Below are 25,237 nucleotides of genomic sequence, written 5' to 3' on the forward strand. Positions count from 1 at the left end.
CTGCATGCTGATTGCGTTTGCAAACGATATGGCTAATGTCACACAAAACATATTATAAACAGTAAATTTAATTTGAAATTAAAACCTATCGAAACAATAAATGTTTTTTAACTAAAACCAATAAAATGGACAAGAACGCAACACTTATCGAAGCAGATAAAACATTTACAGAATTGCTGCAATTAGTTTCATCAATTGATGAAGAACGAATTAACATTGTTCCGTTTGAGGGTAGCTGGACAACTGGGCAAGTAGCCCAACACGTTATCCTGTCGGCTGGTGGTTTTGTGCAATTACTGAACGGCTCCGTTAAAGATACAACGCGCGACCCGGAGCAAAACGTCGATAACCTAAGAGCAGCGTTTTTGAATTTTAATATTAAAATGAAATCACCAGATTTTATCATACCACCCGATAAAATTTATCAAAAACAAGAATTGGTCAATACCTTAGGGGATATAAAAAACGGCTTTCTCAAAGCTATTGATACATTAGACAGCACAAAAACCTGCACTTTATTTGAGATGCCCACATTAGGTTATATAACACGGGCTGAGGGTATCGCATTCACTATTGTACATACTCAAAGGCATATTCACCAATTAAAAAACATATACAGTTAAATCAAATAGACCAAAACACATTGAATTTATATTATTGATGTTAATTATAGGGGTATTCCACAATTCTTCAACTTTTCAACAATGCCGTTAAACACCACACAATCCATTAACTTTACCAACCTATAAATAGGAGTAAACCGTTTGGCAAAAGAAGCTACTAAGGAAACCCCCTTAATGCAGCAATATAACGTAATAAAGGCTAAGTACCCCGGTGCTTTGCTGCTATTTCGTGTGGGTGATTTTTACGAAACATTTGGGCAGGATGCCATTAAAGCGGCAGGTATTTTAGGTATCACGCTTACACGCCGTGCAAACGGCGCGGCAACGCATATTGAATTAGCGGGCTTTCCGCATCATTCATTGGATACTTATTTACCAAAACTGGTAAGGGCTGGCCAGCGTGTGGCTATTTGTGATCAGCTCGAAGATCCTAAAACAACCAAGACTATCGTAAAGCGTGGTGTTACCGAACTGGTTACGCCCGGTGTTGCCATAAGCGATAATATCCTCCAACAAAAAAGTAATAACTACCTGGCATCCCTTTACTTCGAGAAGAATAGTATTGGTATCGCATTGATCGATATATCAACCGGCGAATTTTTAACCGCGCAGGGAAGCAGCGATTATATTGATAAACTACTGCAAAGTTATGCGCCAAGCGAAGTCATCTATCCTAAAAGCCGCTCCTCAGATTTTAAGGAAAATTATGGCGACCGCTTTTATACCTATACCCTTGACGACTGGCCTTACAGCGGTGATTACGCTAATGAAACCCTATTAAAGCATTTCGGTGTAAAATCATTAAAAGGTTTTGGTATTGATAAATTGAATTTAGGTATCATAGCCGCCGGTGTGGCGCTTCATTATCTTAATGAGACAGAGCATCGAAACCTCCAGCATATCTCAGCTATATCCCGCATCGAAGAAGACCGGTATTTGTGGATAGACCGCTTCAGTATCCGCAACCTGGAACTGGTTGGTTCATCGAATGAAAATGCGCTGACTTTAGTTGATGTGCTCGATCATACCTGCTCGCCAATGGGAGCCAGGATGCTGCGCAGATGGATAGTAATGCCGTTAAAGGAAATTAAACCTATTAAAGATAGATTGGGTGTTGTCGAGTACTTAATAGCCGAGGAGGAGTTAAGAGAAACCCTTCAGCAATCCATCCGCCAAATTGGTGACTTGGAGCGTTTAATATCCAAAATTGGATTGCAAAGAGCCAACCCGCGTGAGGTTTGTCAACTTAAAAAGGCATTAAAAGCAATTGAAGGCATCAAATCATTATGCGAGCAATCAATCAGCTTGCCGCTAAAGGCAATTGGCGAACAACTGAACCCCTGCACATCTATAAGCGAAAAAATTGAACAGGAACTACATCCTGAGCCGCCCGTAATGATTGTTAAAGGCGGCGTAATGAATGAAGGCATCAACGAAGAACTCGACCGCCTGCGTAAAATAGCCTTCGGCGGAAAGGGCTATTTGCTGGAGATCCAAAAGCGTGAAGCAGAATCAACCGGTATACCATCACTAAAAGTATCATTCAATAACGTATTTGGCTATTACCTGGAGGTTACGCATAGTCACCGGGATAAAGTACCAACCGATTGGATCCGTAAGCAAACCCTGGTAAATGCGGAGCGTTACATCACTCCTGAACTTAAAGAATATGAAGAGCAAATTTTAGGTGCCGAGGAAAAAATATTTGCGCTTGAAACCAAACTATATAATGAATTGCTTTATTCATTAGCCGAATATATCAAACCCATACAACTTAACGCGCAACTGATTGCAAGGCTGGATGTGTTATTGAATTTTGCCACTATCTCCATAAAAAACTACTACGTTAAACCGGATATAAACGAAAGTAGATTAATCGATATTAAAGGTGGCCGCCACCCGGTTATTGAAAAGAATTTACCACTTGGGGATACCTACATCACCAATGATGTTTACCTCGATTCAGATTCGCAGCAGATCATCATCATTACAGGCCCGAATATGGCCGGTAAGTCCGCATTATTAAGGCAAACCGGATTAATTGTATTAATGGCACAAATGGGCTGTTTCGTGCCAGCCAAATCAGCTTCAATTGGTTTGGTTGACAAGATATTCACCCGGGTAGGTGCATCCGATAACGTATCATCGGGTGAATCAACCTTTATGGTGGAGATGAACGAAACCGCCAGCATCCTTAATAATCTATCCGATCGAAGTTTGATTTTGTTGGATGAGATTGGTCGCGGTACCTCAACCTACGATGGTATTTCAATAGCCTGGGCCATTGCTGAGTATCTGCACAATCATCCCACAGCAAAAGCGAAGACCTTATTCGCCACGCATTACCATGAGCTAAATGAGCTGAGTAATTCCTTCAACCGCGTTAAAAACTTCAACGTATCGGTTAAAGAGGTTGGCAGTCAAATCATATTTCTGCGTAAACTGGTTCCCGGCGGCAGCGAGCATAGTTTCGGTATCCACGTAGCAAAACTGGCCGGTATGCCTCAAAAAGTACTGAGCCGCGCCAACGAGATATTAAAGAAACTGGAAAACGAACGTACCGGCGGCGAACATATCAAGGAAAGCATCCGCAAAGTACAAAAGCAAGCGGTACAAATGCAGATGTTCAGTATTGATGATCCGGTACTGGTTAAGATTCGTGATACCCTAAATAACCTCGATGTAAATACCTTAACGCCTGTTGAAGCCCTGATGAAACTGGATGAAATACAAAGGGTAATAAAAGGCTAGTGCTTAAATGTTGATATGTTTAAAACATCTGCAAAAAGAAAGCTAAAGGCTATTTTATCTTTATATCATGAAGTTTAGCCGCGGCTTTAAATTTACCTGTTCAGCCTTTTGTTTTTTGGTGATCTTGTCATCCTGCCACTCCCGCAAAGCGGTAATGAAAGGCGAGCCCGGCGAGATCGTTCAGCCGCAGGCCAATATCGCCGATAAGTATTCCCAAATGATGGCTGTGAATAAAAGCGACATCCAAAACGGCCGCTTATATGCTTTTATCGATCAATGGTATGGCGTACCTTATAAATTTGGCGGGCTGGATAAGGATGGGGTAGACTGCTCAGGTTTGGTTCTTTTATTGGAGCAGCAAGTTTATGGTATAAACCTGCCGCGTGTCACCAGCCAACAAGTAACTATTATAAAGCGTGAATATGAACAGGACCTGAAAGAAGGCGACCTGGTATTCTTTGATTTCGAGGGTAAGCAATTCAGTCATGTTGGTGTGTACCTGCAAAATGGTTACATTGTACATGCCAGCTCAACCAAAGGGGTTATGATAGTGCCATTGCACGGCGGTATGTATAAATACTTCTCGCGCTGTGGTTCTGTTACAGATACATTAACAACCAGCGCCCAGACTCAATAATTATTGTTATTTTCGCCCTATGGAAAAGCCCAAAGAGGAATATTCATTCTGGACGAAATATAAACACTTCGCAAGTACCGAAATATTGCTTTATGTAATTATGATAGTTGGTATCATATTGGGGATAATCATCTTCAGTTAATTATTTTTTGCCAGTATAACGTTGTGCGAATCTTCATCAGCGGCTGATTGATAGAAATCTACAAGATCCTGATATATTTCTTTAGGATAGATACCATTTATTAATTCCAGTTTTCTGTTATAAATTAATTGGTTGCCTTCAACGCGCAGCGTAGCAATATATTTCCCGAATGGTTTTTCAACTGTTCTGCGGAAGGTTTTATTATCAAGATGGTAGCCTGCCGGGATTGTATATGTATATTCATCTTCATTAGTAAAACCTTCATTTATATAAACGTTGGTGGTACGGTTGAAAACTTGCCTGGGCACATTTGCTATTCTGCTTATCGGGTTAAGTGAAAAATTTATTTTACCATTATCTGTTGATGCAAATTCCGGTGCTTTAATTTTCATGGTTTCAGTTGTGGCCGGCTGCAAACCTTTGTCTTGTTTAAAATCCAACTTTTCAATACTTAGGTTATTGATGGGGTAAATGTTTTGCGTCATTTTCAAACGTTCTACCGGCGATTCCGCTATCACAGCCTCTCTGACAAAATAATCTGTCCCGGTATAAACAGTATTCACATCACCCGATAAATCTCCACTCTCACTTATTGTAAAGTTTGCTTTTCTGTTTAATGTAGTAGTATACTTCGGTGTATGCAATAATTTACCACCCTGTGGGGTACAAGCCAATACAGTACGGTCATCTGTAAAACTGCCAAGGTAACCAAAGGGTATAGTTTGACTAGTGCAATCGCACCAGGTTGTATCGTTTTTAAATGGCAAGCATAGTATAATATGGTTACCCTGATTAAGGGTTGCGAAATCGTTATCTAAACTAATTTTATGCACACTATTGGCTTCAACAACACAATAATATGATTCAATACCAACGGATTTTAATAGCGACTGTGTATAATTTACCAATGCCTTACAATCGCCGTAATTCAACTTGTCCACATCCGATGCTAAAAATGGTTGGTGACCGCCTATACCTACCTGCACACTTACATAATGTGTTTTTGCCTGCATGTATTCAAATATCTTTTTAGCTTTTAATTTAGGGTCGGTGATGTCTTTTGTTAACTCAATCATCCGGTTCCTAGTTTCTTCAGATAGTTCCTGCCTATTGGCTATCAGGTTGTCGTATTCCCATTTCCCAAGTTCATCCCAATTGTTAAATGAACCTGGGATATCATAATAAATGAACTTTTGGGGTGCGATTTTAACTATACTTAAATAATTTAAATCGTTAGGACTAAACGGCTCAAATTTAATAGCTCTTAAATTGCTAACCTGCCAGGTATAAGTTTTCTCACCTTTATCTGTTTGCACGGTAACACCCGATGGCGTATTTATTTCTTTATAGCGGATTTTAAAATCAGGTTTACAGGTAAATGTGAATGAACTTTTTTCAACAGCTATCCCAGTTCCATTATTTGGCCTCCAATCAGGAAACTCCAGCGTGCCTTTTATTCGTAACTCATATTCATACTCAATAGTGTACGGATAATCAACTATATGAGGTGTATAGTGTTTCACCTTTACATCTTCAAAAAGAGAGAATCCATCAGTCGTATTTATATCTTCAAAATCACTTTCTGAAAATTTGCCTGTTTGTATTCCAAATGAGTTATAAGTAGCGCCTTTAATATATTTTATGCTATGGGTATTATCGTGGTACACACTTATATTAGCAAAAACATCACCATTTTTGTTTAATATGGTAACAACTTCTTTAATATGATACAGGGTGTTGTTCAAGTCTTTTATATCAATACTTACTTCCTTCTCGCGTACAACAGCACTTGCGTAAGGTAGTATATCTTTTGATATTTGGCTTACATCATACTGTTTTTGCTGTGCATTGGTCGTAACTAGGTTAGTGAATATTATGCAGAGTGTAAAAAAGATATTTCTCATTATTTCTTCAACCTAAAATTAGCTCTTCTTATTTAATGTCATCTGGTTCTTTTCAAAAAGAATTATTTTATTGAAGAATTCTTTTAATGCGGTATACTCATAGGGCTCATAAATCGCTTTATTAAACTGAATGATGTGCGAGTAATTAAACGAGCTGCCGTCGGGTTGAAAGAAAGTTTCAAACTTCCCACCATTATCAGGCAGGCTTATGTTGATCTGTTGTGGCGGGCTATCAATTACATAGTTATCGGGTAGGTGCACCGTTAGCGAGAATCTTTCTGTTAACGGCATCCCTTTATCAACAGGATAATTACGAGTAGCCAGCTTATACGGGTTGTGGATTACATGATCAAAAAGGAATTGATTAAATGTTAAATGATCACGGTCGGGGTTTTTATATTCATTTATTTCAATCTCATACTTTTCAACCAATGGTTCATCAAGGCTATCCAGGTTAGATATGTCTGGTTTTAAAAATTTAAATTTTGACGATCTTTCGTCAAGGCTTTCTACATATTCTTCAATAGAATTAAATCTTTTTATTTCTTTTCGCTTTTCGTAAGCATCATAACCCATTGAATATTGAATAAACATTCCTTTTAGCTTACCATCGGGCATCAAAGTTAAATCAACTGTAAATGTGCGTATTCTCTTCTGCCCGGTATTTATATCTATCCAATAGGATGGTTTATCAAGGCTCATTACACGGCCCTGGTCGTTAAGGCATCGGAGGGGTAATATGCCAAATGGTAGTAAAGGATCAGTTGCATCCAGTAAATAACTTTTTCCACCAATATCCACTTTAGCAATTACATAGTTAAAATCGTCAGTTACAGGGTAAAGTTTATTGATAAAACCGTGGTCTCTTGTTGATAATATAACAGCTTCAGCATTAATCCCAGCCTCACTTAATGCGGCTATAAGCGCCAGGTTTATATCCGCGCAACCACCGCTGTGCGTTTCTACAGCTTTTCGTATACCATCATTGCTGCCGGTACCGTAAAATTCATTCCATTTGATGTTTTTCTGAATATATTCAAAAACGGCCTTTGCCTTATCCATGCTATCAGTTTTACCGCTGATTAATGGTGCAATAAGCTCCTTGAATAATCCTTTTTTGCGTAATTGCGAGCCAAAGGTATCTGAGTGTTTAAAATCGTAATCAACATCAGTCCATTCCTTGGCATATTTTGTAACAGCGCCGGTACTAAGGTTGTGATACTGAACTAACTGAAAGTTTATAGACGATAAAAAGTTTAGCGGCGATGTCATGTCGATTTCAGGAATAAAAGCAGGTATATCATTCATTCCAAAATCCATATGAGAACAATCACATGTACTACCTCTAATGTTAAAGCAACTTCTTTCAACCTCAGCAATGTCTTTTGTTAATTTTAAAGGCCCGCGCAATGATGCATTGTACGTCCAATACGCTGGTTGATGAACATCATACTCTGAATGCATTTTAGGTATATCGCTCTGGAAATTCCATTTCGGGAAACGGCCTAAAAACGGCGAGTAGGTGATGTAAGTATATTCAATTGTACAGCCATTTTTTATAGCGGGCATAGCAAATTTAGCTTCTGTCCAATATTTGTTCAACTTTGTTTTATAGATTTTAGCCGGGTCTAGTTCTGTTTGTTTTATCGACCCGTCATCATCAGTATATGTTGTTACTCCTTTAATGGCTTCCAGGGTTTCATCCTGTTCTGCATTATTATTAAGTAGAATAGCCACATTGCCCTTTGCGAAGCCTTTGCTGTCAAAAATTTTTATTTTAACATGATATTCATAAACAATTTTAACACCATTATCGTTTGTCTCCTCAAATTTGGCTGTTCCATGTTCGTCTAAAACCACTGCATGGGCCGAAGTATCTTTATCATACTTCTTCATGTTGATTTCTTCCTGTGTAAAGGTTCCATAGTTAAAATCCTGGGCTTTTAACGTAATTGCAGTCAAAACAAAAAACAATAAAAATAATAAGGTTTTTTTCATTTGGTATTAAAAATACTTAGGTCGATGAAATTAGTAATATTTTAAAAAGATTTAAAATTATTGTGACCGAATGTTTGGTATACTTTTGCACCTTTGCAAACTGATAGTTATATAATGAAATTGAATTTAAAAAGACCGCTTGCATTTTTCGACCTTGAAGCAACCGGTACCAATATAGGCGCCGACAGGATTGTTGAAATTTCTGTTATCAAACTTAATCCTGACGGAAGTGAGGATGTTAAAACCTGGCGTGTACATCCTGAAATGCCAATCCCGTTGGAATCATCATTGATACATGGTATTTACGATGAGGACATCAAGGATGAGCGCACTTTTAAGCAATTAGCCCCCGAAGTAGCCGAATTTATAGCTGCCAGTGATTTGGCGGGATTCAATTCCAATAAATTTGACATCCCGATGCTGATGGAAGAGTTTTTACGTGCAGGCGTAATATTCGACCTGGAGAACCGCCATTTTGTTGACGTGCAGAATATTTTCCATCAAATGGAGCAACGCACGCTAAAAGCTGCATATAAATTTTATTGTGGTAACGATATTATCAACGCGCACTCAGCCGAAGCCGATACCCGCGCTACTATGGAAGTTTTGCTCGCGCAGATAGAAAAATATGAGAACGTAGAGTGGGAAGACAAAAAAGGCAACAAAAGCATCCCGGTTACCAATGAAGTTGAGGCTTTACACAAGTTTACTAACTTGAATAAACCTGTTGATTTCGCCGGCCGTATGGTATATAACGAGCAGGGCGAAGAGTTGATAAACTTTGGTAAACATAAAGGCAAAAAGGTTGAAGATGTTTTTGCTGTTGAACCAAGCTATTATTCATGGATGATGCAGGGCGATTTTCCGCTATACACCAAACGTAAGCTCGAAGAAATATATAATCGTTTCACAGCTAAGAAAAACGCTGAAAGGCTGGCTGCCAGGCCCGCGCAGCCAAAACCTGCTGAAACAGTTGCCCCAAAAGAGTTTAAAAAACCTGATTTTCAAAAAAGCAATAACCCGCATCACGAAAACAGGCCCTATAAAAAACCGGAAGAACCGGCCAAACCGGTTAACGACGATATGCTGCAACAGTTGGCACTGAAATTTAAGAAAAGCTAATTAACGGCTTAATTTAATTGTACTGTTAAAAACCGTTTCGGGCGATACCACGGACGAGGTTAGGGTACAGGTATGGCTTGTTAAGCTGGTAATAATGTATCGCGCGTTATAACCCGAATCTACCTGCATAGTTGGACCGTCGATATAAACATACTCGACCATAACCGTGTCGTGGCTCAATTTATAGGTTTGGGTATCAAGGCTGTTATCTTGTTGAATATACAGCTTACCATACGAAGTGAAGTTATAATGGTCACCAGTTTTTCCAATATAATTGATGCCGATAGCGGGCCTGCCACTCCAAAGCCCCCAGAAATTAGTAGTTGTAGTATCGTTAACCAACGACCAATTGCTTACGAGATTGGCGGTTGAGATCTGGATATTATCAGTATTTTTTGTACTGCCTTTTAAACAGGATGTTAAAGCCAGGCAAATTAAAAGGGATGCAAAAAGGTTAGGTGATTTTTTCATGATAATAATTGGGTTTAATTACAGTACGCACCAACATTTGGGAGTGCTACAATAATCAGGTCATATATGTAAAAGATAACTCTTCAATACCCGTTTATATCATTCAAATCACTCAATTAACTTCAAAAACTCAATATTCCTTTTTAAACCATCAAATTTGGTTCGTTTTACGGCGGAGTTTTTAAATACCTTTTGGAAGGTTTCATGTGTAATATCTTCCCAATCAGTCTGCTTCATGCCTAGCAATTCGGTATTGGGAGTAAATGATGGTTCATTATGTAACACCGAGAATTTATTCCATGGGCACACATCCTGGCAAATATCACAACCGAACATCCAATTATCCATTTTACCCTTAAACTCGGCTGGGATCTCATTTTTTAGTTCGATGGTAAGGTAAGAAATGCAACGGCTGCCATCAACAATATAAGGTCCGACAATAGCATCAGTAGGGCAGGCATCAACACATCGCGTACAGCTACCGCAATGATCGGCAGTGGGTTCAACATCATATTTCAGTTCAAGGTCAATGATCAGTTCGGCCAAAAAGAAAAATGACCCTGCTTTTTTATTGATGAGGTTACCATTTTTACCAATCCACCCCATGCCTGCTTTTTTAGCCCATGCCCTGTCCAAAACCGGTGCGGAGTCCACAAAAGCACGACCGCCAACTTCGCCAATTTTTTCGTTGATAGTATTTAGCAACTGCTTTAACTTATCTTTTATTACATGGTGATAATCAGCGCCATAAGCATACCTCGATATTTTAGGTGCTAAAGGATCTTGCTGGTCATTATCGGTATAATAATTCAATCCCAGGGAGATAACAGATTTTGCACCATCAACCAACAAGCGAGGGTCAAGGCGTTTATCAAAATGGTTTTCCATGTACTGCATTTCGCCGTGCATGCCTTTTTTTAGCCAATCCTCCAGGCGTGGTGCTTCCTGTTCTAAAAATTCAGCTTTAGCAATCCCGCAAAACATAAAGCCAAGGTTTTTGGCCTCGGTTTTAATCATGTCGGAATATGCTTGTTTCTTAAGCTGCATGGTGCAAAGATAATACAAATTAAAATTGTGTGCATTTGCGTAGTTTATTATAAATAAGAAGAGGCTGTTTCATAAGTATGAAACAGCCTCTTCTTATTTATATAAGCTCACCCTTTAGGGGGCTGGGGGGTTAGAAACTATGCCTAACGTTATTGCTAAATGTTTTGGTAGTCCAGTAACCACTGTCTAAAATTCTTCTAACGGTCATCAACGGATCTTGCGGATCACGTTTATCAGCTAACTGGAAAGCCATTTTAATGCCGCGTTTATGTAATTCAGGTAAGTTTTGTGCATTCCATAAACCAAAAGGGTAAGCGAAGTAAGTGATCTGTTTGCCGGTGATCTCCAGCAATTTCGCATCAGGTTTATCTAACTGTATCTGCCAGTCTTTTCCTGCAAATTTCTTAAAGTTACTGTGGTTCCAGGTATGGCCACCAATTGTGTTGCCTTCGTCAGATAATTGTTTTACCTGGGCCGAGCTCATGTAATGCTTTTTACCTAATGAAACGGTCATGATAAAGAATGTGCCTTTAAAGCCATATTTCTTCAATGTTGGTCTTGCCACATCCCACTGGTCGCCATCTGTATCATCAAATGTTAACAAGATAGGTTTACTTGGCAGTGGAGCGCCTTTAGTTAAATAATTATAAAGTTGATCTGGTGAAATGGTATGGTAACCACTATCAGCCAGCATTTTAATGTGGTCTCTGAATGCTGCAGGCGGAATAATGTAGTCCTTAGATGTTTTGGAATCTGTAGGTCTCCAGTCGCGTATTTGATGGTAGCAAATAACCGGAACCTGTTTGCGTGCCATAATAGCCGCGGAGTTTGATTGGGCCTGAACACTTATAGTGCTTATTATGCCTAATGATAATACTGAAAAAAGCTGTTTTAACATAGTAGATGTTATATTTAATGATAATTTAACAATTGCGAAATTAAGATAATTTGGATGTTAATAAATCTCAATTTATAAACAAATTAACATCAACTTTATTGTAAAACAATTCGCTTTCCTTCCTGCGCTGATCTTTTTGCAGCTGTTAAATAAATATTAATAGTTTATCTTAAAACAACGAAGGGTTACCGCCCAGTTTTATTTTACCCAAGTGTTTATATGCAGCCTCTGTAGCCTCACGACCACGGGATGTACGCATTAAAAAACCTTCCTGTATTAAAAATGGTTCGTAAACTTCTTCTATAGTGCCTTCTTCTTCACCTACGGCGGTAGCTATGGTTTTTAAGCCAACAGGGCCACCTTTAAACTTCTCGATGATAGTGAGGAGTATTTTGTTATCCATTTCATCCAGCCCGTGCTCATCTACATTCAACGCATTCAATGCATACTTAGCAATGGCTGTATCAATTGTTCCATCGCCTTTGATTTGTGCGAAATCCCGGGTACGGCGAAGCAGTGCATTCGCTATACGTGGCGTACCACGGCTACGGCGGGCAATTTCATAGGCGCCCTCATCGCTAATAGGTGTTTTTAATATAGATGACGAGCGTAATACAATGGTAGTTAATAGCTTGGCATCATAATATTCAAGTCTTGAATTTATACCAAACCTGGCTCTCAATGGTGAGGTTAATAAGCCTGAACGTGTAGTAGCGCCAACCAGTGTAAATGGATTCAATGATATTTGTACCGAACGGGCATTAGGACCGCTCTCCAGCATAATATCTATCTTGAAATCCTCCATTGCCGAGTATAAATACTCCTCAACCAGCGGGCTTAAACGATGTATCTCATCAATAAATAAAATGTCGCCTGTTTCAAGGTTGGTTAACAACCCTGCAAGATCACCAGGTTTATCTAATACTGGGCCGGATGTGATTTTAATACCCACGCCCATTTCATTGGCAATGATGTGCGATAGGGTAGTTTTGCCTAATCCGGGAGGGCCATGTAGCAATACGTGATCGAGTGCTTCGCCACGCTGGCGGGCGGCTTGTACAAAAATGCGTAAGTTGGCTAATATTTTATGCTGACCAGTAAAATCCTCAAATGCCTGCGGCCGTAAAACTTTTTCAATATCACGTTCAGTAGGAGAGAGGCGTTCGCTTTCAGGATCAAGATGCTCGTTCATTGCCAACGAATTTAGTATTTATTTTTTGAGTCGGAAAGTCAGCAATATCGAAAGTCGGAAAGTTTTTTAGCCGTTATTAAACTTAAAAAGATAACTTTCTGACTTGTGTAAACTTTCGGTCTATAAAGATTACTCTCCCTCGGGATATTTTCTGAATATGCTATTGATCTTCATCTGTATCACACCCCAAAAAGCCTCCTTAAAAATCCCGGTCGACATTTTAGATGTTCCTGCAGTTCGGTCAGTAAATATGATCGGTATTTCAATCAGTTTAAAGCCATGCTTAATAGCCGTATACTTCATCTCAATCTGGAATGCGTAACCAACAAATGATATTTTATTAAGCTTAATGGTTTCCAAAACTTTGCGCTTATAACACATAAACCCAGCTGTGGAATCCTGGACTTTTATGCCCGTTATAAAACGCACATATACAGATGCGAAATAACTCATCAGCACCCTGCTCATAGGCCAGTTAACAACATTTACGCCATTAATATACCTTGAACCAATAACCGCATCCGCACCGCTTACCGCTGCTTCTCTCAATCTTAATAAGTCGTCAGGATTATGAGAGAAGTCGGCATCCATCTCAAAAATATAATCGTACTGGCGTTCAATAGCCCATTTAAAACCATGGATGTAGGCAGTTCCAAGCCCTTGTTTTCCTGCACGTGCTTCTAAAAAAAGCGTGTCAGGATAATCATGTTGCATAGCTTTTATAATATTCTGGGTGCCATCCGGCGATCCGTCGTCTATGATCAGCAAATGAAAATCATGAGGCAATGAAAATACCTTACGGATCATCCGTTCAATATTTTCTTTTTCGTTATACGTAGGTATTATTACTATACTATCAGGCACTCAAATATGGGGGCTAATTTGATAAAGAACCAAAAGTAGGTGAATTTACCCTGTATAAAAAATAAAAAAACAGGAAAGCGCATTGCCTTCCTGTTTTCTTTACAAAATATTGTTGAATTATAAATTATTTGTATCAGCGATCATCTTGTTTTGTTCGTTTGGGCCAACGTATGGGTCAGTTATATAACTACGTTCTTTTAAACGTGGTGATACGAACATAAATGCAACAGTGAAAATTGATACTATGCCCACAAAAAACCAATAATAGTTAGTGGTATCGGTAAGGTATGGTGCTAAAAATCCATGGTTAGCAATATTGGTGTTTATGCCCGCTGTAAATAAATTACCTAAGGATACAACAAGTAACCAAATAGCTGTCATAGTGCTTTTCATTGATTTAGGCGAATGCGTATAAGCGTACTCCAAACCTGTGATAGATACTAAAACCTCAGCAGCTGATAATATCACATAAGCAAATATCTGCCACCAGATAGAAGGTGTGCCTCCATGCTCAATGTTAGATTGTATTAATGCGATAATAACAAATGATAACGCTGTTAAAACCAAACCTGCACCTAAGCGCCTTAAAGGAGTTGTTTTTATGCCGATACTATCTAAATATGGATATAACCAGTAATTAAACATTGGGATGAAAATCAATAAAAATATAGGATTGAAAGTTTGCACCTGTCCTGGTAACATTTTAAAGCTGAAAGATCCCATGCTGATTACACGGTTCATTTTGCCTGCTTGTATAACCCATTCAGAAAGATTTTGATCCCAAACAGCCCAAAATGCAAAAGCAAAAAAGAATACAGCCATTACACGGTAAACCGCTTTAACACCATCAACCCTTTCAGGATTGTGTGCTTCTTTCGCCACGTCTAACCATGATTCTCCTTTTTTCTTTTTACCCAGATGCGTAAGAGCATAAACAGATATGAATACAAAATTATCTCTGTTTACACCGGATGGTGGAACCCTTACATACATTTTGCGACCCGAAAAAAATATGATAGTAGCTAAAGCCATTAATATTCCCGGGATACCAAATGCCCATTTAGCGCCGTATTTGTCATAAACCTCAGGGATGATAATAGTTGATAATACAGAACCCGCGTTAATACTGAAATAAAACCAGCTATATACTTTAGATAGCAAATGACTATTGCTCTCATCAAACTGATCGCCTACGTTTGCTGATGTACATGATTTTATACCACCAGCGCCAATTGCTACTAATACCAAACCTGCTATAAATCCATTTAAATTAGTATCAAATACCGCCAGAAATAGGTGACCTACACAATAAACCAATGATATGTATAAAATTATTTTGTATTTACCTGTAAACCAATCGGCAACAATGCCGCCAACAAATGGTAGAGCATAGGCTAACATTACAAAAAAGTGGGTGCTTGCATTGGCATGTGCCTCAGCAACACCGGTCATGGCTTTATTACCGGTAGGGTTATAAAATTGTGCTACAAGGAAGGTTACCAATATGGAACGCATGCCGTAAAAGCTAAAACGCTCGGCGGCTTCGTTACCAATAATAAAGGGTACAGACTTTGGATAGCCTGATTTTTTTGGGATTACTCCCGACACAGATACATTATCACTCATGAGATCAGTTAATTTCGACTAAAATACTATTATTCTGCCAAATCAAAATTTAATATCGAAAGTATTACGCTACAGTCGGTTAATATTTTGATTTTGAATTATTAAGGGTTATTTAATTAGTTATGTTGGATGCTTGATCTATCTTCTATAGCCTGTTTTTTGGGATCAGTAAATTCGCTGTCGTGCTCGTCCGGAACATTACGCATATCCAGATTATCCTCATATTTCCACCTGCCGTTAATTAACTTATAGCCATCATAGCTCAAGTCAGGGCCAAATGTTTCCGGATTTTTCTTGGATTTATCGTCAGGAGGGGAAAGATGATCAAACACGATCAAATCCTGTTCGGGTACATATCTTAACAGCATAGATGCCTGGCGGGTGTATTGAAATATTATTCGTTTATGTTTTGATGTGCCAAAGACTTCCATACCAAAAACAGGCTTGTCGTTTTTAAAGGAAAGTACCTCTATTACCTTTTTTGTTGAGTTAACGGTATAGCCTTTCCAGCCAAGCAGTACGTAGTATGATTTATCGCCCGTTACCCTAATGATTTTATAGTACTGCGCGCCGTACCATTTGCGGTTATCAGTAACTGAATCTTCGGGATGTTCTAATAACGGAGAGTAATCAACTAAAGGGAATAATTTTAACGGTCCGCCGGTATTTAATTGTAAAGCACCATAAAACCTGTAACTGCCATCATCATTCATAATGTGCCAGCTTAATATGCGGAAACGATTGTCCGGAGAGTTTAAAATACTAACTGTTTTTACAGAATCAAAAGGGAACAAAAAAGAATTGGGCACTTTTAAAGCAGTAACCAATGTTTTAACAAATAGGGTATTTGCATTTTGCCGCTCCAGCTCATTATCATTGTTAATCATCACCTTGCCCAGGTCAGCTAAGCTGTCCTGATACCTATTTAATCGGCCAAGATTGGTGTTTTCATCAGTATGCTGGGCAAACGATTGGTTCAAAAATAAAATTAGCGGGATGAAAACAAGCAAACGCTTCATTGTTCTTTATTATGATTCTGTATAAAAGTTCAATAATAGAACAATTAACGCAAATTTTCAATAACAATTGCGCTTGCGCCACCTCCGCCATTACATATTCCCGCTGCACCGTATTTACCGCCATTTTGTTGTAATACACTCAATAAGGTAACCACAATTCTAGCACCTGATGCACCCAGCGGATGCCCCATAGCAACAGCACCGCCATTAACATTTACTTTTGTCGGGTCAAGCTTCAAATTCTGATTGTTAGCTATCGATACAACCGAGAAAGCCTCGTTTATTTCATAATAATCAATATCATCACCACTTAATCCTGCCCTGTGCAATGCCAATGGTATAGCTTTGGATGGAGCTGTAGTGAACCACTCAGGTGCTTGCTGGGCATCAGCATAAGCAACAATCCTGGCTATAGGTTTTATGCCTAACTCATCAGCTTTCTCCCTGCTCATTAAAATCACAGCGGCTGCGCCATCATTTAAAGTAGATGCATTCGCGGCCGTAACAGTCCCATCTTTTTTAAATACAGGTTTTAGCGATGGTATTTTATCAAACTTTACGGCTCCTGGCTCTTCATCGTCTTCAAATAAAGTAACATCGCCTTTTTTATCTTTTAGCTCAACTGGCGTAATTTCATTTTTGAATTTACCAGCACTTTGGGCCGCTTGTGCTCTTTTATAAGATTCAATCGCATAAGCATCCTGCTCTTCGCGACTGATATGGCAATCCGTAGCGCAAAGCTCCGCTGCCGAACCCATATGATAATCATTATATACATCCCAAAGGCCATCTTTAACCAATCCGTCAATTATCTGTGCGTTACCCAAACGGTAGCCGTTACGGGCTTTATCCAGATAATAAGGCACGTTGCTCATACTTTCCATCCCGCCGGCCAAAACAATATCGTTTTCGCCAGATGCAATGCTTGTTGCTGCCAGCATAATAGCTTTCATCCCCGACGCGCAAACTTTATTCACAGTAGTAGCGGGTAAATAGGGTAGCCCGGCAAATATTGCCGCTTGAGTAGCAGGTGCCTGGCCTAAATTAGCCGATAGCACGTTCCCCATATAAACTTCCTGTATATGCTCAGGTTTTAAACCTGATTTTTCAATTACTGATTTGATAACAAAGCTACCCAACTGCGTAGCGGTAAAGGATGATAAGCTACCGCCAAAACTGCCTATAGGGGTGCGGGTTGCCGCAACTATAACTACTTCTTTCATATGGTTTATTTATAAAATGGTGGGCAAATTTAGTATTTTATATATTAAAAAAGCTATGCATGCATAATAATTATTGAGTAAATGAGTGGTTGTGTGATGAAGCAAATAATGAACCAATTGTAAAATATAAATAACTCACTCATGCGTACAATCACGCAGTCGCTAATTTAACTCGCTCATTCACACAATCGCTCATTCACTAAATCACGCAATAATCTCTCTATACCAAAAACTTATTTTAATTTTGGTATCTTAAACACATCAATGGCAAATCTGTCTTCTTCGCGTCAAAAAGCTGTCCTGCGTAAATATGCCCGCAAGCTTAAGTTTTTAATGATGGTGGTTAGTATCGGCATAATTGTATGGACTTTGCCCAAGCAAGCCAAATTCCGGTATGAGATAGAAAAGGGGAGGATATGGACACAGAAAGACCTGATATCGCCCTATAATTTCGCCATACTAAAAACCCCACAGGAACTTGATAACGATCGCAAAGTAATATTATCAAGTATAACCCCCATTTACCAGCTAAACACAAATATTGCCGATCAGCAACTGGATGCTTTTAAAAATGACCTGGAAATAAAGTGGCACACAGCCGGCATAAATGATAATTTTAAGAATGATTATATAAATACCGGCTATAACTTATTAAAGCATATTTATGATGTAGGTATACTTAAACCCGATCCTAAATACCAGCAGAATTCGCAAAACTATACCATTACCATACTGGATAAAAACGTTGGAACAGATAAAAATACAGCCGATCTTTTTACCCGTGATAAAGCCCTTGATTATTTTAACCAGGTTTTAAGTAATCGAAAGGATATTGATAAATCATTTTTGCTCGATCTGGTGTTAAACCGGATGCAAAATAATTTGATTTATGACGATTTGCTAACGTCCCGACTACAAAAAGAAGCTTTAGAAAACTTATCGCTTACCCGTGGGATGGTACAAAAAGAGGATATACTGGTTACCACAGGTTCAGTTGTTAATGATGAGGTTTATCAAAAATTAATATCATACAAAAAAGCATTTGAAGATAGCGCCCGCGTAAATGGAGACCGCCGCCTGGTAATGCTTGGGCAGGTAATATTAGTAGCTGTTGCTATCACATTGCTCATGGTATTTTTATACCTCTTTCGCCGTGATATTTATGATGATAACAGGTTAGTATCCTTAATATTATTGGTAATTACGGCCATGTTGGCTACGCTATCGCTGGCTATAAAGCTGCAAACGCCTAATTTGTACTATATACCCTATTGTATCGTACCCATAATTATCCGAATACTGTTCGATACCCGTTTGGCATTAAACATACATTTATTGGTAGTATTAATAGCAGGCTTTTTTGTGCCGAACAGTTTTGAATTTGCCTATTTTGAAATTACCGCCGGTATGGTTTCTATCTACAGTATTAAAAACCTCATCAGGCGCGAGCAATTCTTAATATCGGCACTAATTATCACTTTTAGTTATTTCATGGCCTTTATTGGTATATCTTTTATCCGTGAAGGCAGTTTTCTGAGTATAAACTGGATGGACTTTTTACCATTTGTAGTTAGCGTTTTACTTACGTTGCTGGCTTACCCGCTTATTTATATTTTCGAAAAGATATTTGCCATCACATCAGATATAACTTTAATTGAATTAACAAATACCAATGCGCCTTTACTACGCGAACTGGCCTTTACTGCTCCAGGTACGTTTCAGCACTCACTGCAAGTAGCTAACCTTGCCGAGAATGCCATATATAGCATCGGTGGCAATGCTTTGCTGGTTAGGGCAGGAGCATTGTATCACGACATTGGCAAGTTGGAGAATCCTTTATTTTTCATTGAAAACCAAAGCTCCGGTTTTAACCCCCATGATAAGTTGCCTTATGAAGAAAGCGCGCAGATCATCATCAGGCATGTGAGCAAAGGAGTAGAGATGGCGGAAAATGCCAATATTCCTGAAGTGGTGATTGATTTTATAAGGACACATCACGGCGACACCCGGGTAGATTATTTTTATCAATCATATTTGAAGAATTTTCCGGAAAAAATGATCAACGAAAAGATTTTTAGGTACCCCGGACCTATTCCTTTTACAAAAGAAGGTGGTGTTTTGATGCTTGCCGACTCCGTTGAGGCCGCATCGCGCTCATTAAAAGAACCTGATGAAAAATCAATAAGCGAGTTGGTTGATCGCATCGTAAAATACAAACTCGATCAGGATCAGCTGAAAGACAGCGACATAACGCTTAAAGATATTGAAACAATTAAGACAATTTTTAAGCGAATGCTGATGAGCATTTACCATGTGAGAATTAATTACTAACGATTTCATTTTTTTTTTTGACCGCTTACCTGAATTGCTATATTTGCAGTCCCGAAAAAAGGGAATTAGTGTGATACAGGCCGATTAAGGCCAAAATATGGTGAGGTGCCTGAGAGGCCGAAAGGATCAGTTTGCTAAACTGACGTACGGGAAACTGTACCGAGGGTTCGAATCCCTCCCTCACCGCCAAGTAGCAATTTAAAACTTGTCAAAAGCCTGTAAATCGTTGATTTACAGGCTTTTTTGTTTTTGCCATTCCTGTCAAATATGTCAAAAATCGCCATGTTTCAGTGAGCGATTCGTGTAGTAGTCACTTTCCAAGGCAATCGCTCACTGAAAGTGGTTTAACTTATTGATATACAAGATGTTTCAAAATAAAACATCTTGTCTTCGAAGGCTTATTTATCGACATTTATTCACTTTAATTAATGATTTTTATGTTAGAAAAAAGCTTTGGTTTGTTGTTTTATTTAAAGCAAACCCCCAGTTACAAAGATGACCAGATGTATATTTATTTACGTATCACGGTAAATGGTATGTCTAAAGAATTGTCCACTAAGCGATTATGGTTAGTTTCTAAGTGGAATGTCAGAAGCGGACGTGCTGATGGCAACAGTGAAGATGCTCGCTCAATAAATAGTTTACTTGACACCTTGCAAGTTAAAGCTCATGAAGCAAAACGAATTTTGATCGAATCAAACCAAGAGATTTCCGCTCAAGCTATCAAAAACCTTATGCTTGGCATTGATGACCGCAAAATGATCCTCGAAGTTTTCCAGGACCATAACGATCAGATTGCTGCCCTTGTTCCCCAAGAATACTCACCAGGTACGCTTGATCTTTTCAAGCGCACGTTGAATCATACCCGGTCATTCATTCAGTGGAAATACCGGGTAGATGACCTGGACATCAGGAAACTCAATCACGAGTTTATCAGCCAATATGCCTTTTGGCTCAAAAGTGTAAGGAAGTGCCAGCATAATTCAGCCATGAAATACCTCACTTACTTTAAGAAGACGGCATTGCTCTGCGTAAAATATGGTTGGTTGAAAAGTGACCCTTTCGCAGGGTATAACCTCAACCGTAAGGAAGTTGAAAAACCTTATTTAACAGAAGATGAATTGGAGCGCGTCATCTCAAAAAATCTCAGGTCGAGCAGGCTCAGTAATGTGCGGGATATATTTGTGTTCTGCTGTTACACAGGCCTAGCGTATATTGATGCGAAACAACTCAAACGATCGGAGCTTGTCAAAGGCTTTGACGGAGAACAGTGGATCATCAAAAACAGGCAAAAAACGGAATCGACATCCAGGATTCCATTACTCCCCGCTGCGCTTCATATATTGGAAAAATATGAAGATGATCCTCAATGTCAGGTAAAAGGTGTTGTATTACCGGTGTTGACTAACCAGAAAATGAATGAATATCTAAAAGAGATCGCTGAAAGGTGCGCTATCGATAAGCTCCTGACCTTCCATGTGGCCAGGCACACCTTTGCAACTACAGTTACGCTGAGCAATGGCGTTCCGATGGAAACCGTTTCCAAAATGCTCGGACATAAAAATCTTCGACAGACCCAACATTATGCCAAGATAGTGGATGCAAAAATTGCTTATGATATGAAGCAGCTTAAAGAAAAGCTCAGTATTAAATAATCACAAAATCGAGGTGTCGCAATTTGCGATACCTTTAAAAATCCGTTCAAAAATGAGTTAGGCTCAAAAAGCTTGTAAAACGATTATAAGCGTTCGTTTAAATTAATGCTTAAATGTTTTTCGAGCCATAATGACCGGGAAACCTGTTTTGGAGTGAAGCGGAGAAAGTGGTTGCCCGGCGCCATTGGCCCCCAATTATTAAGCTGGTTGATAAACTTCAATCATGACATTAAGAGCGGCAAGATGTCGAAAAATTAATTCCTTTACCATTTGCCAGTCCAGTCCGCCGTTTCCACAACCCAAAGCGGGTATTGCTATCTCATTGATGTTTTCTTGAATTATAAACTTTGCAAGTGCAATTAGCCCTTGTTCGATATATATTCAGACGGCAATCGCCAATGGTTTTTAGTCGGTAAATTAATAATCAGCCGTTCCCCCAAGAGCAAGGAGCGGTCTCTAACAGTTAGTAGCCCGCCAATTTTTAATTGGCGGGTTTGACAAGCTTTGTGGTATACCTTGTAATTATGCGGAAATTCATTTTTAAATTGCAGGGCGATGCCCTTTCCCATAACACCAATAATATTCACCGTGTTCACGAGCGCATAACATTTGCTGTCCAAAAGATTGCCTTTTTTAAAAATTAGCATACTAAGCCAATTTTAGTGGTTGGGTAATGAATGTTTTTAAGTTGACGAACATCCCACGGTTGAATATCATACCTTGCTGAAACAACTGCCACAGGAGGGATGCGCCTAAATTTGCCACCGACGAATTAATGAACAAATCCTGCTTGGTAAGCGCCTCGGCTAAGGAGCAACTTGGTGTGTCGTCCAGTTTGTCGGCTTGTTCTAACTGATCCCGGAACATTTCGGTAATGAATGGCAAATCTGCTACGGTTTTATATTTTTCGGACTCGGGCTGTTTGATATTGCCAATGGTGGAAAGGACAACCTGCCCGGTATCCCGGCTGTTGCCCAAATCCATCCAATAAAGTGGCCGTTCCCGGTCGTAGCCACTCCCCATGCTGAGGTCATAAAGCATTTCGCTAATTTCAAACCTCGATTTGGCGGTGTCCACGCAGGAGATGTACAGATTTGCTTTATAGCTATTTTCATAGTATAAGTCGTCTGCAAAGCGATAGTTTTTAGCTTTCCAGTTCGTGCCGAAAAAGCGGTTAAGCCGATTGACCAACACAACGGATTTGTAAAAACCAACTTCACTTTCCGAGAATAGCTGTCTACCGAGATTTGCTTCGCTAATGCGGTCATCATCATATACAGTTACCGACAGGCCGGGGTGATTAAGGTTTATTAGGGCATGGTTGATACGTGCCAAAGCGGTGAGCATCTGGCTACCAGTTCCCCCTGCACCGACAAGATTAACTGTTATGGGGTTTGGCGGGTTGATGATAAAATTGTCGGTTATATGGACTGCGGGTAATGCGCTCATGGTAAGAGTTTAGTTATTGAAATGTGATTGGGTATAAGGGATTCTATGGGGAACGCCTCGTTGCTGTTAATTAGATTTTGCCAAAGCTGTACGATGTTGCCTGTAACGGGTATGTGTTGCCCAAACAGGTGGCTGAAATAGCTATTGAAAAAATAGTCCTGCCACAAGGATATAAAATTTTCAAGCTGGCAATCATTAGGAATTTTTACGGCTACGTTGCCCATGCAAACCCTGCCATCTGCATAAACATTGAAGAAAGGTGCATGGTATAATATCGTGTCGCTTTTAACGCTCTCATCCTGTACGGCAAATATCGACAGGCCGTTTTTCCCGGCTTTCCATAAAAGAGCGGGGATATTTGCTTCACCACATGATATGCCGAGGCTTTCGGTAAACAAAAGCTTAACATTTTGACTTGGTGTTCGCCATATCGCAAAGCCATCGTTCCCGGTTTTTAGAAATACTACATTGGAATCTAATAAGCTCTTTGGGTTTAAGAAATTACGTTGCTTTTTCTCCGCAATAAGCAGGGATTTGGCTAATGCGTTGGCTTCTTTAACTGATAACGGATGTCCATTCATAGGGCAACCATCGTTATCCATGTCATAGCTTTCAACATAGTTGGTATTTTGGTTATAATCATTTTTACGTTCGTATATTACCAATGCTTTGATAGGACAGTATAGTGTTCCGAAATTGTTGGTCAGGTTGTTCATGGCAATTCATTTAGGAGGTTACATAATTCGTCTATTATTGCTATCACTTTCCCCTCATAAGCCAGTTCATCTTTGTATTTGCCTTTGGCTTTATCGAAAACAACGGTCGCTTCAAAATCCTGTACGCCCGACCGCTCATTAAAATCATCATTGGTCATGTTTATCATTGTTTCATAAACATTACCCGATGTTTCACCGATAAACGAAATGTAGTCGGTTACTTGAATTTTCCCATCGCCATAATAATCATCCTCGTCATCTTCCTCGTTCTGTGTTATATGCTGATAGAGGTTAGCGTATGGAAACTCCATCCAAATTGCCAATGTTTCCTTTGCAAGTTTCACACAAGCCTTTTCAAATTGGTTTTTCGCTTCAGCGGTTTTGATTATAGTTTGTAATTGCAATAAGTGTTCTTCCTTACCTAAAATAACTTCGAGTTTATCACCAATGGCAAACATTTCGTCAAGATTAGCCCTCTGCTCTTTGTAGTCGGCGTCGTCCATACTCTCCCTGTCATCTTCTATCCAGTTATCCATAATGTCATAGAGGTAGCAGATATAGCTTTCACTGTCGCGGTAATGACAAACCCCGGCTTTCCTGTACAGGTAAACACAAACCCCAAGCAACAATTTAGCGCAAGTATTATTTTCATCCTGCAAACATTTATAAAGAGATGCTAACGGAATATAGTATAGGTCACTTCCTGTATTGATGGTTTCCTTAACCGAGAGCGTTATTTTAAGGTCGTCCGTTTCTTCGAGTTTTAGTTCCCGGTAACGTCCTTTCCTGCGCATTTTTCTTGAAATGTCCCAATCAGATAATACCACATTATAGGGATAAGGATAGTTATTGACGTTAATGGCTTGAATGTCATAGTAAGCGGACAGCCTTTTCACAGATTTGAAATAGGTTGTTTCAATAAGTTCTCGCCTTGGGAGTTTGGTTGAAACTTCGTATTTGGGCAAGAACTGATGTCTTAGAAAACCATTGGCAATAATTCCTGCGGTGCGGGGCGAAGTTTGTTCGACCTTGCTTCCCTTGCATCGGGTAGCCGGTCGAGGTCTTTGGCGAAGTGGGCGAGTTGCTGGTAAAGTTTGCATTGCTGTGGATTTAATGGCGGTATTTGTCCTGTTGTCTTTTCTTTTTTCATTATCCTTTTGTACCTATTGTTGAAACAAATTGGTATTCAATCGCATCCTTTTTGATTTCGGGGCCAACTATTTTTGCGGTAGTCAGAATGGCGTATAGTCCTGCGTAGAAATTGCAAACTTCTTCTGCGCTTAATTTAGTATCGGGGTCGGTCAAACGGACTTCCTGTCCGTTCTCCTTGTGTATAAATACACGGGGTAATATCTCGGCTAATAACATGATGTGGGTTATTCTTGGTTAAATAATTGGAGTGCCTGTGCATATTGTTGTAGCTTGCGTTCGAGGTCGGCTTTTTTCTTTTCCAATTCGGTTTTCTTTTCGGGATAGTTGGGTATTCCGGGGAAGCTGACCATGTGATTCACTGGCAAAGAGAGCAGTGATTTAGCTGGCGGCAGAGTTCAGCAGATGCTGTAAAAGCGT

General features: G+C 39.4%; 24 protein-coding genes and 1 tRNA gene. 8 read left to right on the top strand and 17 right to left on the bottom strand.

Translation table 11 applies throughout. The features are described from left to right. Positions 1–125: 125 nt before the first annotated feature. The 4 genes from GSQ74_RS15570 to GSQ74_RS22895 all read left to right on the top strand — a co-directional run bounded on the left by GSQ74_RS15570 (position 126) and on the right by GSQ74_RS22895 (position 4,153). A complete protein-coding gene (locus GSQ74_RS15570; protein WP_158994880.1) occupies positions 126–623 on the top strand; it encodes a DinB family protein in 498 nt (165 codons plus the stop codon). A 141-nt stretch (positions 624–764) separates the two neighbouring features. Then, the gene (gene mutS / locus GSQ74_RS15575) at positions 765–3,374 is read left to right on the top strand and encodes a DNA mismatch repair protein MutS (RefSeq protein ID WP_158994882.1); all 2,610 of its coding nucleotides are present in this window, start codon (positions 765–767) and stop codon (positions 3,372–3,374) included. 67 nt (positions 3,375–3,441) lie between these two features. Continuing rightward, complete coding sequence (locus tag GSQ74_RS15580) at positions 3,442–4,011, top strand: C40 family peptidase (protein WP_158994884.1); 570 nt, start codon at positions 3,442–3,444, stop codon at positions 4,009–4,011. A gap of 19 nt (positions 4,012–4,030) precedes the next feature. Then, positions 4,031–4,153 carry a hypothetical protein gene (locus GSQ74_RS22895; RefSeq protein WP_256366301.1) on the top strand — a complete coding sequence of 41 codons (123 nt, stop codon included), beginning with the start codon at positions 4,031–4,033 and terminating at the stop codon, positions 4,151–4,153. On the opposite strand, the gene GSQ74_RS15585 is transcribed toward GSQ74_RS22895, so the two are convergent. Together GSQ74_RS15585 and GSQ74_RS15590 are read right to left on the bottom strand one after the other, a co-directional pair. Continuing rightward, entirely contained in the window at positions 4,150–6,057 is a 1,908-nt protein-coding gene (locus GSQ74_RS15585; protein ID WP_158994886.1) for a DUF3857 domain-containing protein, read from the bottom strand. The two genes, GSQ74_RS22895 and GSQ74_RS15585, sit on opposite strands and share 4 nt — an antisense overlap. Before the next feature lie 18 nt (positions 6,058–6,075). Continuing rightward, positions 6,076–8,055, bottom strand: coding sequence for a transglutaminase domain-containing protein (locus tag GSQ74_RS15590; RefSeq protein ID WP_158994888.1), 1,980 nt, complete (start codon positions 8,053–8,055; stop codon positions 6,076–6,078). Positions 8,056–8,169: 114 nt separating this feature from the next. Between GSQ74_RS15590 and GSQ74_RS15595 the strand changes: the two genes are divergently transcribed. Next, positions 8,170–9,177 (top strand): 3'-5' exonuclease, encoded by a 1,008-nt coding sequence (locus tag GSQ74_RS15595; protein WP_158994890.1) that lies wholly within the window; start codon positions 8,170–8,172, stop codon positions 9,175–9,177. On the opposite strand, the gene GSQ74_RS15600 is transcribed toward GSQ74_RS15595, so the two are convergent. The 8 genes from GSQ74_RS15600 to GSQ74_RS15635 form a co-directional block, all read right to left on the bottom strand. After that, on the bottom strand, positions 9,178–9,648 hold the full coding sequence (locus GSQ74_RS15600; protein ID WP_158994892.1) for a hypothetical protein: 471 nt from the start codon (positions 9,646–9,648) through the stop codon (positions 9,178–9,180). A gap of 108 nt (positions 9,649–9,756) precedes the next feature. Beyond that, entirely contained in the window at positions 9,757–10,695 is a 939-nt protein-coding gene (gene queG, locus GSQ74_RS15605) for a tRNA epoxyqueuosine(34) reductase QueG (RefSeq protein ID WP_158994894.1), read from the bottom strand. A 130-nt stretch (positions 10,696–10,825) separates the two neighbouring features. Continuing rightward, positions 10,826–11,593 carry a polysaccharide deacetylase family protein gene (locus GSQ74_RS15610; protein WP_158994896.1) on the bottom strand — a complete coding sequence of 256 codons (768 nt, stop codon included), beginning with the start codon at positions 11,591–11,593 and terminating at the stop codon, positions 10,826–10,828. Positions 11,594–11,762: 169 nt separating this feature from the next. Continuing rightward, positions 11,763–12,785 carry a Holliday junction branch migration DNA helicase RuvB gene (gene ruvB, locus GSQ74_RS15615; RefSeq protein WP_158994898.1) on the bottom strand — a complete coding sequence of 341 codons (1,023 nt, stop codon included), beginning with the start codon at positions 12,783–12,785 and terminating at the stop codon, positions 11,763–11,765. A 129-nt stretch (positions 12,786–12,914) separates the two neighbouring features. After that, a complete protein-coding gene (locus GSQ74_RS15620; RefSeq protein ID WP_158994900.1) occupies positions 12,915–13,649 on the bottom strand; it encodes a polyprenol monophosphomannose synthase in 735 nt (244 codons plus the stop codon). Between the two features lie 117 nt (positions 13,650–13,766). Then, positions 13,767–15,275, bottom strand: coding sequence for an MFS transporter (locus tag GSQ74_RS15625; protein ID WP_158994902.1), 1,509 nt, complete (start codon positions 15,273–15,275; stop codon positions 13,767–13,769). A gap of 116 nt (positions 15,276–15,391) precedes the next feature. After that, positions 15,392–16,294: a hypothetical protein gene (locus tag GSQ74_RS15630; protein ID WP_158994904.1), complete on the bottom strand. Its 903-nt coding sequence runs from the start codon at positions 16,292–16,294 to the stop codon at positions 15,392–15,394. Between the two features lie 44 nt (positions 16,295–16,338). Beyond that, the gene (locus tag GSQ74_RS15635) at positions 16,339–17,517 is read right to left on the bottom strand and encodes an acetyl-CoA C-acyltransferase (RefSeq protein ID WP_158994906.1); all 1,179 of its coding nucleotides are present in this window, start codon (positions 17,515–17,517) and stop codon (positions 16,339–16,341) included. A 264-nt stretch (positions 17,518–17,781) separates the two neighbouring features. On the opposite strand from GSQ74_RS15635, the gene GSQ74_RS15640 reads away from it, so the two are divergent. The 3 genes from GSQ74_RS15640 to GSQ74_RS15650 all read left to right on the top strand — a co-directional run bounded on the left by GSQ74_RS15640 (position 17,782) and on the right by GSQ74_RS15650 (position 21,503). Further along, a complete protein-coding gene (locus GSQ74_RS15640; protein WP_254060899.1) occupies positions 17,782–19,848 on the top strand; it encodes an HD family phosphohydrolase in 2,067 nt (688 codons plus the stop codon). 99 nt (positions 19,849–19,947) lie between these two features. Continuing rightward, positions 19,948–20,037, top strand: a tRNA-Ser gene (locus tag GSQ74_RS15645). A 248-nt stretch (positions 20,038–20,285) separates the two neighbouring features. After that, positions 20,286–21,503, top strand: coding sequence for a site-specific integrase (locus tag GSQ74_RS15650; RefSeq protein WP_158994908.1), 1,218 nt, complete (start codon positions 20,286–20,288; stop codon positions 21,501–21,503). Positions 21,504–21,862: 359 nt separating this feature from the next. Here GSQ74_RS15650 and GSQ74_RS15655 read toward each other — a convergent pair whose 3' ends face one another. The 7 genes from GSQ74_RS15655 to GSQ74_RS22900 all read right to left on the bottom strand — a co-directional run bounded on the left by GSQ74_RS15655 (position 21,863) and on the right by GSQ74_RS22900 (position 25,179). Next, entirely contained in the window at positions 21,863–22,150 is a 288-nt protein-coding gene (locus tag GSQ74_RS15655) for a macro domain-containing protein (RefSeq protein ID WP_158994910.1), read from the bottom strand. A gap of 1 nt (position 22,151) precedes the next feature. Next, complete coding sequence (locus GSQ74_RS15660; RefSeq protein WP_158994912.1) at positions 22,152–22,952, bottom strand: PRTRC system ThiF family protein; 801 nt, start codon at positions 22,950–22,952, stop codon at positions 22,152–22,154. Further along, on the bottom strand, positions 22,949–23,668 hold the full coding sequence (locus GSQ74_RS15665) for a PRTRC system protein B (RefSeq protein ID WP_158994914.1): 720 nt from the start codon (positions 23,666–23,668) through the stop codon (positions 22,949–22,951). The genes GSQ74_RS15660 and GSQ74_RS15665 overlap by 4 nt, the downstream gene beginning before the upstream one ends. Then, positions 23,665–24,564, bottom strand: a complete 900-nt coding sequence (locus GSQ74_RS15670; protein WP_158994916.1) for a hypothetical protein — start codon at positions 24,562–24,564, stop codon at positions 23,665–23,667. Before GSQ74_RS15670 ends, GSQ74_RS15665 begins: the two co-directional genes overlap by 4 nt. 80 nt (positions 24,565–24,644) lie before the next feature. Then, on the bottom strand, positions 24,645–24,818 hold the full coding sequence (locus tag GSQ74_RS15675) for a hypothetical protein (protein ID WP_158994918.1): 174 nt from the start codon (positions 24,816–24,818) through the stop codon (positions 24,645–24,647). Beyond that, positions 24,818–25,036: a PRTRC system protein C gene (locus GSQ74_RS15680; RefSeq protein WP_158994920.1), complete on the bottom strand. Its 219-nt coding sequence runs from the start codon at positions 25,034–25,036 to the stop codon at positions 24,818–24,820. The genes GSQ74_RS15675 and GSQ74_RS15680 overlap by 1 nt, the downstream gene beginning before the upstream one ends. 8 nt (positions 25,037–25,044) lie before the next feature. Next, positions 25,045–25,179, bottom strand: coding sequence for a hypothetical protein (locus tag GSQ74_RS22900; protein ID WP_256366302.1), 135 nt, complete (start codon positions 25,177–25,179; stop codon positions 25,045–25,047). Between the last annotated feature and the right edge of the window lie 58 nt (positions 25,180–25,237).

It is taken from the genome of Mucilaginibacter sp. L196, from assembly GCF_009765905.1.
Taxonomy (GTDB): Bacteria; Bacteroidota; Bacteroidia; order Sphingobacteriales; family Sphingobacteriaceae; genus Mucilaginibacter.

Excerpts from the sequence above, each read along its gene's own strand:
- GSQ74_RS15570 (WP_158994880.1), top strand. The coding sequence starts at position 126 with ATGGACAAGAACGCAACACTTATCGAAGCAGATAAAACATTTACAGAA.
- GSQ74_RS15580 (WP_158994884.1), top strand. The coding sequence starts at position 3,442 with ATGAAGTTTAGCCGCGGCTTTAAATTTACCTGTTCAGCCTTTTGTTTT.
- GSQ74_RS22895 (WP_256366301.1), top strand. The coding sequence starts at position 4,031 with ATGGAAAAGCCCAAAGAGGAATATTCATTCTGGACGAAATATAAACAC.
- GSQ74_RS15585 (WP_158994886.1), bottom strand. The coding sequence starts at position 6,057 with ATGAGAAATATCTTTTTTACACTCTGCATAATATTCACTAACCTAGTT.
- GSQ74_RS15590 (WP_158994888.1), bottom strand. The coding sequence starts at position 8,055 with ATGAAAAAAACCTTATTATTTTTATTGTTTTTTGTTTTGACTGCAATT.
- GSQ74_RS15595 (WP_158994890.1), top strand. The coding sequence starts at position 8,170 with ATGAAATTGAATTTAAAAAGACCGCTTGCATTTTTCGACCTTGAAGCA.
- GSQ74_RS15600 (WP_158994892.1), bottom strand. The coding sequence starts at position 9,648 with ATGAAAAAATCACCTAACCTTTTTGCATCCCTTTTAATTTGCCTGGCT.
- queG (WP_158994894.1), bottom strand. The coding sequence starts at position 10,695 with ATGCAGCTTAAGAAACAAGCATATTCCGACATGATTAAAACCGAGGCC.
- GSQ74_RS15610 (WP_158994896.1), bottom strand. The coding sequence starts at position 11,593 with ATGTTAAAACAGCTTTTTTCAGTATTATCATTAGGCATAATAAGCACT.
- ruvB (WP_158994898.1), bottom strand. The coding sequence starts at position 12,785 with ATGAACGAGCATCTTGATCCTGAAAGCGAACGCCTCTCTCCTACTGAA.
- GSQ74_RS15625 (WP_158994902.1), bottom strand. The coding sequence starts at position 15,275 with ATGAGTGATAATGTATCTGTGTCGGGAGTAATCCCAAAAAAATCAGGC.
- GSQ74_RS15630 (WP_158994904.1), bottom strand. The coding sequence starts at position 16,294 with ATGAAGCGTTTGCTTGTTTTCATCCCGCTAATTTTATTTTTGAACCAA.
- GSQ74_RS15635 (WP_158994906.1), bottom strand. The coding sequence starts at position 17,517 with ATGAAAGAAGTAGTTATAGTTGCGGCAACCCGCACCCCTATAGGCAGT.
- GSQ74_RS15640 (WP_254060899.1), top strand. The coding sequence starts at position 17,782 with ATGGCAAATCTGTCTTCTTCGCGTCAAAAAGCTGTCCTGCGTAAATAT.
- GSQ74_RS15650 (WP_158994908.1), top strand. The coding sequence starts at position 20,286 with ATGTTAGAAAAAAGCTTTGGTTTGTTGTTTTATTTAAAGCAAACCCCC.
- GSQ74_RS15655 (WP_158994910.1), bottom strand. The coding sequence starts at position 22,150 with ATGCTAATTTTTAAAAAAGGCAATCTTTTGGACAGCAAATGTTATGCG.
- GSQ74_RS15660 (WP_158994912.1), bottom strand. The coding sequence starts at position 22,952 with ATGAGCGCATTACCCGCAGTCCATATAACCGACAATTTTATCATCAAC.
- GSQ74_RS15665 (WP_158994914.1), bottom strand. The coding sequence starts at position 23,668 with ATGAACAACCTGACCAACAATTTCGGAACACTATACTGTCCTATCAAA.
- GSQ74_RS15675 (WP_158994918.1), bottom strand. The coding sequence starts at position 24,818 with ATGAAAAAAGAAAAGACAACAGGACAAATACCGCCATTAAATCCACAG.
- GSQ74_RS15680 (WP_158994920.1), bottom strand. The coding sequence starts at position 25,036 with ATGTTATTAGCCGAGATATTACCCCGTGTATTTATACACAAGGAGAAC.